6 protein-coding genes are annotated in these 5,010 nt (G+C 62.5%); all 6 read left to right on the plus strand.

The features are described from left to right. The coding region (locus ACC569_RS13770; protein ID WP_372524107.1) for a DNA-3-methyladenine glycosylase at nt 1-447 on the plus strand (447 nt) is incomplete at its 5' end. 191 nt (nt 448-638) lie between these two features. Further along, the gene (locus ACC569_RS13775; RefSeq protein ID WP_372524108.1) at nt 639-1,217 is read left to right on the plus strand and encodes an ANTAR domain-containing response regulator; all 579 of its coding nucleotides are present in this window, start codon (nt 639-641) and stop codon (nt 1,215-1,217) included. A gap of 253 nt (nt 1,218-1,470) precedes the next feature. Then, nucleotides 1,471-2,739 (plus strand): ABC transporter substrate-binding protein, encoded by a 1,269-nt coding sequence (locus ACC569_RS13780; protein WP_372524111.1) that lies wholly within the window; start codon nt 1,471-1,473, stop codon nt 2,737-2,739. Between the two features lie 111 nt (nt 2,740-2,850). Further along, nucleotides 2,851-3,669 carry a nitrate ABC transporter permease gene (ntrB, locus tag ACC569_RS13785; RefSeq protein WP_372524112.1) on the plus strand — a complete coding sequence of 273 codons (819 nt, stop codon included), beginning with the start codon at nt 2,851-2,853 and terminating at the stop codon, nt 3,667-3,669. Between the two features lie 3 nt (nt 3,670-3,672). Then, nucleotides 3,673-4,473: an ABC transporter ATP-binding protein gene (locus ACC569_RS13790; RefSeq protein WP_372524109.1), complete on the plus strand. Its 801-nt coding sequence runs from the start codon at nt 3,673-3,675 to the stop codon at nt 4,471-4,473. A gap of 16 nt (nt 4,474-4,489) precedes the next feature. Then, nucleotides 4,490-5,010, plus strand: a 521-nt coding sequence (locus ACC569_RS13795; protein WP_372524110.1) for an NAD(P)/FAD-dependent oxidoreductase, incomplete at its 3' end; no start/stop codon positions are given.

Consider the following 5,010-nt stretch of genomic DNA (forward strand, 5'->3'; position numbering starts at 1 on the left):
GGCCGGATCGTGGAAGTGGAGGCCTACCTCGGGCCGCACGACCTCGCCGCCCATTCCGCGCGCGGGCTGACGGAGCGGACCAAAGTCATGTTCGGTCCGCCGGGCCATGCCTATGTCTACATGATCTACGGGATGTATTTCTGCATGAACGTGGTGACCGAACGCGAAGGCCACGCCTCCGCCGTGCTGTTGCGCGCGGTCGAGCCGGTGGTGAATATCGAGGAGCGGACCCAGGGTCCCGGCCTGCTGTGCCGTGCCATGCGCATCGATAAACGTTTCAACGGGTACGACCTGACCGGAAAAAATTTTTACATTGCCGCACCGGCCAAGTCCGAACCCGTGGTCATCGTCAAACGGCCGCGGGTGGGCGTCGACTATGCCGGTCACTGGGCCAGGCGACACCTGCGGTTTTATATCAAGGGAAATCCCTTCGTCTCGAAGCGATAACGCGAGACGCATTGCCTGCCTTGTGCCAGCGCCATGCACCACTTCGGTTCAGGTCTGGTGCGTGCTTCACGGTATTGGTGCATGTAAGCCGCGCGGAAACGCTCTATTTCGCTCTAGTCCCTTGATTTCATGGGAACTCCCTACATGGCACAGCGATTGCTTTTGTAAAGACGGCTTCTGAGGTTATCGACATGTCATTGAGTGTGCTGCTGGTGGACGACGATCCCACGCGTGCAGCAATCGTGGAATTGGCGCTGCGGGAGGCAGGCTACGAAGTGGTGACAGTGGTGAACACGTCCACTGAAATGCTTACACAGGTGCGTGCGATGCGGCCGGACGTAATCATCATCGACCGCGACTCGCCGGACCGCGACACGCTGGAGCACGTGTGCATGATCACGCGTGACGATCCGCGGCCGATCGTGATGTTCACGCAGGACAAGGACCGGACGCTGATGCGCGAGGCCCTGGAGGCCGGGGTCAGCGCCTACGTGGTGGACGGGTTGTCGGTGGAGCGCGTACGGCCGATCGTGGAAGTGGCGCTGGTACGCTTCGAGCAGTGGCAGGCACTGCGCCGCGAGCTGGACCAGGCGCAGACGAACCTGGCGGAGCGCAAGGTGATCGAACGCGCCAAGGGCATCGTCATGAAGCAGCGACGCTGCACCGAGGACGAGGCATACGCCCTGTTGCGCAAGCTGGCGATGGACCGCAATCAGCGTCTGGCGCATGTGGCGGAGAGCGTGATCACCATGGCGGAGTTGCTGACGTAAAGAATGCATGACCTTCTCTCTGCGAGAGAGGGCTGATTGAAAGATTTAACACCGGACGGCCCAACGACGGACCGATCGGAAACAGATTGAGGCGGGTCGAGTGGCCCGCCCTTGAAATACCAGGCCGCGCGATACCACGCGGCCTGGGGGCAACGGCGCCCTAGTCACCGGGTTTTATCCCGGCCGACCGGGCGCCGTTTTTATTTTTGCAACGCAGGAGACAGACATGAGTGACGAGAGCAAGACCAGGCCGATGACCGAATCCGCAAGCCCCTGTGTCGCCGGCGTATCGCGCCGCGATTTCCTCAAAACCAGTCTCGCGGCCGGGCTCGGGGCTGCGGGCATTTTGGGCATGGTGCCGGCCGGCGTGCGCAGCGCCGCCTGGGCCGCCGGTTCGGACGCGCCGGAGAAACCGGAGGTGAAGATCGGCTTCATCCCGCTGACCGACTGCGCCAGCGTGGCGATCGCCTCGGAGATGGGTTTCGACAAAAAATACGGCATCAAGATAACGCCGTCCAAGGAAGCGAGTTGGGCGGCGGTGCGCGACAAACTGGTGAACGGCGAGCTCGACGCCTCGCACGTGCTCTACGGCCTGATCTACGGCGTACAGCTCGGCATCGGCGGCCCGAAGAAGGACATGGCCGTGCTTATGAACCTGAACCACAACGGCCAGGCGATCACGTTGTCAAACAAGCTGAAGGAAAAGGGCGCGACGGATGGCGCGGGCCTCAAGAAACTGATCGATACCGACAAGCGCGAATATACCTTCGCGCAGACCTTCCCGACCGGTACCCACGCCATGTGGCTTTATTACTGGCTCGCGGCCAACGGCATCAATCCGATGACCGACGTCAAGACCATCGTCGTGCCACCGCCGCAGATGGTGGCCAACATGCGCGTCGGTAACATGGACGGCTACTGCGTCGGCGAGCCGTGGGGCGCGCGCGCCATCTTCGATGGCATCGGTTTTACCGGCATCACCACCCAGGACATCTGGAAGGATCATCCCGAAAAGGTGCTCGGCACGCGGCTCGAGTTCGTGAAGCAGTATCCGAACACCGCGCGCGCCATGACCGCGGCGATCCTCGAGGCGTCGAAGTACATCGACGCCATGGCCAACCGTGCGAAGGTATCGCAGATCATCGCGCAAAAGTCCTACGTCAACACCGAGGAGAGCGTGATCGAGGGCCGCATGAAGGGCGAGTACGACAACGGCATCGGCAAGAAGTGGAAGGACGCGAACTACATGAAGTTCTACAGCGACGGCAAAGTGAATTTCCCGTACCTGTCGGACGGCATGTGGTTCCTGACCCAGCACAAGCGCTGGGGGCTGCTCAAGGAAGACGTGGATTACCTCGCGGTGGCGAAGCAGGTGAACCAGATCGATCTTTACAAACAGGCGGCTGCGGCGGCCAAGGTGCCGCTGTATCCCGAATTACGCACCAGCAAGCTGGTGGACGGCGTGGTGTGGGACGGCAAGGACCCGAAGGCCTATGCCGCCGGATTCAAGATCAAGCTGTAAGCGAACGGAGGGCGAGTCATGACCGTGGTGAAAATGAAGATGAAGCCGACAATCCCGGAGCAGGTCGAAGCACCCAAGGCCGCGGGTAACGGGAGCAGTCTGCCGGCGCCGATGAAGGCGCCGGAAGCCAGCCTGTCGCCGGCAAAACCGCGCATCGTCATGATGCTGGCCGCGGCGCTGCGGACTTTGCTTCCGCCGCTGCTTGGTTTCGCGGTCTTCCTGGCGCTGTGGGCGATCATCGCTCAGAAAAGCGGTTTGCCGGACCCGGGCAAGACCTGGAATTCGGCGGTCAAGCTGTTCAGCGACCCGTTCTATCAGAAGGGTCCGAACGACCAGGGCATCGGCTGGAACGTGCTCATGTCGCTGGGGCGCGTCGGCATCGGCTTCGGCCTGGCGGCGCTGATCGGCATCCCGTTCGGCTTCCTGATCGGCCGGTTCGCGTTCCTGAGCCGCATGACCTCGCCGATCATCAGCCTGCTGCGCCCGGTGTCGCCGCTGGCGTGGCTGCCGATCGGCCTGTACGTGTTCAAGCAGGCGCAGCCGGCGGCGGTGTGGGTGATCTTCATCTCCAGCATCTGGCCGATCATCATCAACACCTCGGTCGGCGTCACGCGCGTGCCGCAGGATTATCTCAACGTCGCGCGCGTGCTCAAGCTCTCCGAGTGGAAGGTGTTCAGCAAAATCCTGTTCCCGGCGGTGCTGCCGTACATGATGACCGGCATCCGCCTGTCCATCGGCATCGCGTGGCTGGTGATCGTCGCCGCCGAGATGCTGACCGGTGGCGTGGGCCTCGGCTTCTGGGTGTGGGATGAATGGAACAACCTCAACCTCGAACACATCATCATCGCGATCTTCGTGGTCGGCATCGTCGGGCTGCTGCTCGAGCAGATGCTGCTGCTGGTCGCCAAGCGCTTCGAATACCAGGGGTGAACCATGGAACGTTACGTGCAATTGGAAAACGTGCAGAAGGTGTTCGAGACCAAGCAGGGCCGGTTCGTCGCGCTGCGTGATATCAACCTCGTGGTGCGCCGCGGCGAGTTCGTGTCGATCATCGGCCATTCCGGCTGCGGCAAGTCGACGCTGCTGAATCTCATCGCTGGACTCACCGAGGCAACCGACGGCGTGCTGCTGTGCAACGGGCGCGAGATCGCCGGGCCCGGCCCGCAGCGCGCGGTGGTGTTCCAGAACCACTCGCTGCTGCCGTGGATGAGCTGCTACGACAACGTGTTTCTCGCGGTCGAGCGCGTATACGGCGCGGTCGAGAGTAAGGAGTCGCTGAAAATCCGCACCGAGGAGGCACTTGCGCTCGTGGGGCTCACGCACGCCACGCACAAGTACCCGCACGAAATTTCGGGCGGCATGAAGCAGCGCGTCGGCATCGCCCGCGCCCTGTCCATGCAGCCCAAGGTGCTGCTGCTGGACGAGCCGCTCGGCGCGCTCGACGCGCTCACGCGCGCGCATCTGCAGGATGAAATTTCGCGCATCGTTGCGGCCAGTGGCTGCACCACCATCATGGTGACGCACGACGTGGACGAGGCGGTGCTGTTGTCCGACCGCATCGTGATGATGACCAATGGGCCGGCGGCTACCATCGGCGAAGTGCTTGACGTCAGTCTGCCGCGCCCGCGTGAGCGCCTGAAGCTCGCCGACGATCCGGCGTACAACCGCTGCCGCAGCGAGGTGCTCCGGTTCCTGTACGAACGCCAGAACCGCCCGGAAGAGCAGGTCGCTTGAGGCAAGGAGATTGAGCATGAAAGAACAATTAGTCGTGGTCGGCAACGGCATGGCCGGCATGCGTACCGTGGAGGAGCTGCTCAAGCTTGCCCCGGACAAGTATGCGATCACCGTGTTCGGCGCCGAACCGCACCCGAACTACAACCGGATCCTGCTCTCGCCGGTGCTGACCGGCGAGAAGCAGTTCGGCGAAATCCTGCTCAACGACGACGCCTGGTATGCCGAACACGGTATCACCCTGTACAAGGGCAAGACCGTCACCGAAATCGATCGGCGCCAGCGCGTGGTGAAAGCGTCCGACGGTACCTCCGCCGCCTACGATCGGCTGCTGCTCGCGACCGGTTCCAATCCGTTCATCCTGCCGGTACCGGGCAAGGAATTGCCCGGAGTGATCGTTTTCCGCGATTTCGCCGACGTCGAAACCATGCTCACGGCGGCGAAACAATACCGCCATGCCGTGGTCATCGGTGGTGGATTGCTGGGACTGGAGGCGGCCAACGGCCTGATGAAGCAGGGCATGAAGGTTACGGTCGTGCA

It is taken from the genome of Sulfuricaulis sp., assembly GCF_041499725.1.
In the GTDB taxonomy this organism is placed as follows: Bacteria; Pseudomonadota; Gammaproteobacteria; order Acidiferrobacterales; family Sulfurifustaceae; genus Sulfuricaulis.

Excerpts from the sequence above, each read along its gene's own strand:
- ACC569_RS13775 (WP_372524108.1), top strand. The coding sequence starts at position 639 with ATGTCATTGAGTGTGCTGCTGGTGGACGACGATCCCACGCGTGCAGCA.
- ACC569_RS13780 (WP_372524111.1), top strand. The coding sequence starts at position 1,471 with ATGACCGAATCCGCAAGCCCCTGTGTCGCCGGCGTATCGCGCCGCGAT.
- ntrB (WP_372524112.1), top strand. The coding sequence starts at position 2,851 with ATGAAGGCGCCGGAAGCCAGCCTGTCGCCGGCAAAACCGCGCATCGTC.
- ACC569_RS13790 (WP_372524109.1), top strand. The coding sequence starts at position 3,673 with ATGGAACGTTACGTGCAATTGGAAAACGTGCAGAAGGTGTTCGAGACC.